The organism is Mesorhizobium sp. M7A.F.Ca.CA.004.06.1.1 (genome assembly GCF_003999135.1).
Lineage (GTDB): Bacteria > Pseudomonadota > Alphaproteobacteria > Rhizobiales > Rhizobiaceae > Mesorhizobium.
Genome location: NZ_RZPQ01000702.1, coordinates 1 through 3,108 on the forward strand (window position 1 = coordinate 1; position 3,108 = coordinate 3,108).

A 3,108-nucleotide genomic window follows, 5' to 3' on the forward strand; every position below is an offset into this window, starting at 1 on the left:
GCGCCAGCGCCAAGGGCAGCCTCGAGCGCCGCCTGGTCTCGTACTATCAACCTGATGTTCTTGGCTGGGATCGACCCCGAATTCAGTACCACCAGATTATAGGCGATCGCCTCGTTACCTCCGTCATGCGTCTGAACCATCGCCGTTACGATCGGTCGGAACTGGCGCCGCCAAAAGAAGATCGATAGCCCGAACGCCAGGATCGCGACGACTAAGGCTACTACGGATACCGCGAGTTCGGCTGTCATCGTCGCCTAATCGCTCCATCGGATTTTGCTGCCGCGAAGGTGCTGTGTGTCGGCTGCGAACTGGATTTGCGCTATGATGAAGGCCTTTTCGACGCCCGGCGCGACCGCGGCGATCAGGGCATCGAGGGGAAGGACGCAATGCTTCGGGCCAGGAATGGATAGATTGAAGCCAGTGGGATAGCGCAGGTCGTAATCCTGATTGACATGGGCGAGCTGGATCGCCAGCGCTTTCATCATCTGGTCGGCAACCACAAGGCCTTGCTTTTCGCACTCAGCGAACACTTGTCCTGTGTCATGTCGCAATGGTCTTTTGCCAAGCTTGCTCTTCGGCGTGCCCTTCGCCACCAGATATGATTTGAGAATGACCTCCACGGCATGCGCGAGGAGGAAATAGGCCGGATAGCTAAGACCGGGTTCGTTACGCTCGGCAAGGATCTGGAACGCTTGATAGTAGGATCTTCCCCGCTTCAGCAGCTCGCCGGCGTAATCCCCCAAAGGCTGGGGCATCTCCCATAGGTTGGCCGATACCTGGTTAAGCGCGACGGTCGCCGCCATATATGGATCCCCTACTCGCTGGCTGAGGCGCGATGCGATCGGCCGCCGCTTACCTTACACCTCATCTTCATCCTGCTGCTGACTGTGAAGGTCATCAATCAGGATGTCATCAATGACTGAAAGAGCCAGACGGGCATCGATCTCGGGAATGCAATCCTTATGAATGATCTGAGTGAAAAGGCGTTGAAGCTTTTGCCGACGGTCGTAAGCGTCCATCTGCCTCCAGTCCAAGTTTACGGCTCCATACGTTTTCATATGACCATAGTCGTGCTGCGGCAGTGGAGCGGTTGTGACCATGATCGTCCCCGCCATAGGGCGGTCATGGAAGGGCGGCCTGTCAGGCGTCCAGCAGATCACAGTGTCTTTTGCAAGCATAGAAGGCTCCCCCATGTCGCGATGGACTCGAGTGTCGCAGGAAAGAATTGGCACCGCAATTCGGAGGCGTACCGCTTCCGGTCTTGATCTACTGGAAAAAGGAGATCACCTTCGACAGGGAGGTTTCAATCATGCCCGACGAAATGAAAGTGCTTCTCCGGAAAAATGTCGACTTTCGGGACGATCCCGGTCCGCCGCTCGACAGGCGTTACGAGACCGTCACCGTGCACACAAGCCGCGAACCCTTCGTTTTCGTTGGCGAAGGCGACACCGCACGTCACGTTTTCGACTACATCCGCCGAGCCCACTCCAAGAGTGGGTCGTCCAAAAAACTGAGAGACTGCCACGCGGCCGTCAAGGCGGACGGAGGCGCAAGGTCTGATGTTGTCTTTGCTTCGGGCTAACTTCACCGCATAGGTTTTTGCACCCGGAGGGTTTCATTAACCGCCTAGAGCAATACCGACGGCAATTCCGATGCCGATCGCCACGCCGGTTACTAGGTTCCTTGCCAAGCGAATCGTCCAGGCCGTCGCGGCGGCTCGCCAATTCGATCTCGGCTGAGTCTCTGCAGGCCGATCAGCTCATCAAAAACGTGTTCCATGGTGATTTCTCTCCTTCGGGCGATTCCGGTGTAGATCGGCGCCTAGCGAAGTCGAGTTGTGTAGACATGCTGTAGATCAGCCTATTTTCGGCCGTTCCTGAAAACTCTGAAACCGTTGGAAATGATTGGCTCCCCGGGCCGGATTCGAACCAGCGACCAACCGGTTAACAGCCGGTTGCTCTACCACTGAGCTACCGGGGAACGGATGCTCTATGTGAGTGGCGCAGCCTATAGCTGCCCTTTTCGGCTTTGCAAAGAAGCTTTTCACATTTTTCCGAGGCTTTTTCGCGCAGGCCTTTCTCGCAATCGTCGACGGTTGCCCTCATATTAGCCGTCTTGGCAGGGATATGGAACCGAAAGCGCGGCGGCGGCTTTGGTTCCAGCATGCTTGCGAAAAATCAAACGGGTCAATTTTTCGAGACGATGACAGCACAAGACAACCAGATGCCGGCGCGGAAAATCTCCGTTTTCGGGCGCGAGTTCAAAATGCCGCGCTCGCGCGGGCTCAGAATCACGATCGGCATCCTGCTGACCATCGGCGGTATCCTCGGTTTCCTGCCGATCCTCGGCTTCTGGATGGTTCCGCTCGGATTGCTGGTGCTGTCCTATGAATTCGCCATGGTTCGCCGTCACCGGCGTCGCTTTGTCGTCTGGTGGGAACGGCGTCGCCGGCCCGATTGACCGCCGATAGCGCAGGGTGGGTGTTCAACGGGCGGCGTGTTCTTCCAGTGCCTCATGGATCTGCTTGAGAATCGCCGCGGCCGAGGCAAGCCTTGCCCTGTCGTGCGGCGACAGGCTGTCCGCACCTTCGATGGACAGACGGTCGATTGCGTAATGCAGAAGCTCTCCGCATTGTAGCAGGGACAGGCCGGACGAGGCACTCGTATTTGCTGCCATTGTCCGGCGCATGGCTCTTCCTCCTGCCATGTCCAACGCACGGGCCGCCGATGAGTTTCTCCTCCGGGCAGGCTATGCTTAATTGTCCGCTAATGGAGCGGTCAGGCCCGGTCCGACGATTTGCCGGATGCCGTCCGGACTGACGCGAGGAAACCGTTCGGAATGCACGGTGGCCGCTTGACGGCATTTTCGCCGCAACCTATTGGAACCGGGTGGAACGCCGGGAGCAATGAGGCCTCGTGGCGGAGTGGTTACGCAGAGGACTGCAAATCCTTGCACCCCGGTTCGATTCCGGGCGAGGCCTCCAATGCCCGGGCCCCCGCGCGGCAGCGCAGGGGCCTGAAGTTCCTGACACAATGGACCGCGGTTCTGGCGCGGCAAGCGGATTGGTTGGGACATGAGCGCTGATTTCTCCGAACTACGCGTCAAGAT

General features: G+C 58.0%; 5 protein-coding genes, 2 tRNA genes and 1 pseudogene. 3 read left to right on the top strand and 5 right to left on the bottom strand.

What is annotated here, in order from left to right:
• The 3 genes and pseudogenes from EN906_RS37830 to EN906_RS28655 form a co-directional block, all read right to left on the bottom strand.
• A pseudogene (locus EN906_RS37830) lies at window positions 1–248 on the bottom strand (hypothetical protein); the annotation flags it as partial.
• Window positions 249–254: 6 nt separating this feature from the next.
• Complete coding sequence (locus tag EN906_RS28650) at window positions 255–803, bottom strand: hypothetical protein (RefSeq protein WP_127266663.1); 549 nt, start codon at window positions 801–803, stop codon at window positions 255–257.
• Window positions 804–857: 54 nt separating this feature from the next.
• On the bottom strand, window positions 858–1,178 hold the full coding sequence (locus EN906_RS28655) for a hypothetical protein (protein WP_127266664.1): 321 nt from the start codon (window positions 1,176–1,178) through the stop codon (window positions 858–860).
• 47 nt (window positions 1,179–1,225) lie between these two features.
• On the opposite strand from EN906_RS28655, the gene EN906_RS28660 reads away from it, so the two are divergent.
• Window positions 1,226–1,582, top strand: coding sequence for a hypothetical protein (locus EN906_RS28660; RefSeq protein ID WP_127266665.1), 357 nt, complete (start codon window positions 1,226–1,228; stop codon window positions 1,580–1,582).
• A gap of 323 nt (window positions 1,583–1,905) precedes the next feature.
• On the opposite strand, the gene EN906_RS28665 is transcribed toward EN906_RS28660, so the two are convergent.
• Window positions 1,906–1,980: transfer RNA gene (locus EN906_RS28665), tRNA-Asn, on the bottom strand.
• A 222-nt stretch (window positions 1,981–2,202) separates the two neighbouring features.
• Between EN906_RS28665 and EN906_RS28670 the strand changes: the two genes are divergently transcribed.
• Window positions 2,203–2,460 carry a hypothetical protein gene (locus EN906_RS28670; protein ID WP_024503836.1) on the top strand — a complete coding sequence of 86 codons (258 nt, stop codon included), beginning with the start codon at window positions 2,203–2,205 and terminating at the stop codon, window positions 2,458–2,460.
• 24 nt (window positions 2,461–2,484) lie between these two features.
• On the opposite strand, the gene EN906_RS28675 is transcribed toward EN906_RS28670, so the two are convergent.
• Window positions 2,485–2,688 (bottom strand): hypothetical protein, encoded by a 204-nt coding sequence (locus EN906_RS28675; protein WP_127267807.1) that lies wholly within the window; start codon window positions 2,686–2,688, stop codon window positions 2,485–2,487.
• A 221-nt stretch (window positions 2,689–2,909) separates the two neighbouring features.
• Here EN906_RS28675 and EN906_RS28680 point away from each other — a divergent pair.
• Window positions 2,910–2,983 (top strand) — tRNA-Cys (locus EN906_RS28680).
• The last annotated feature ends 125 nt before the right edge of the window (window positions 2,984–3,108 follow it).

Coding starts and splice junctions, on each gene's coding strand:
- EN906_RS28675 (WP_127267807.1), bottom strand. CDS start 2,688: ATGCGCCGGACAATGGCAGCAAATACGAGTGCCTCGTCCGGCCTGTCC.
- EN906_RS28650 (WP_127266663.1), bottom strand. CDS start 803: ATGGCGGCGACCGTCGCGCTTAACCAGGTATCGGCCAACCTATGGGAG.
- EN906_RS28655 (WP_127266664.1), bottom strand. CDS start 1,178: ATGCTTGCAAAAGACACTGTGATCTGCTGGACGCCTGACAGGCCGCCC.
- EN906_RS28670 (WP_024503836.1), top strand. CDS start 2,203: ATGACAGCACAAGACAACCAGATGCCGGCGCGGAAAATCTCCGTTTTC.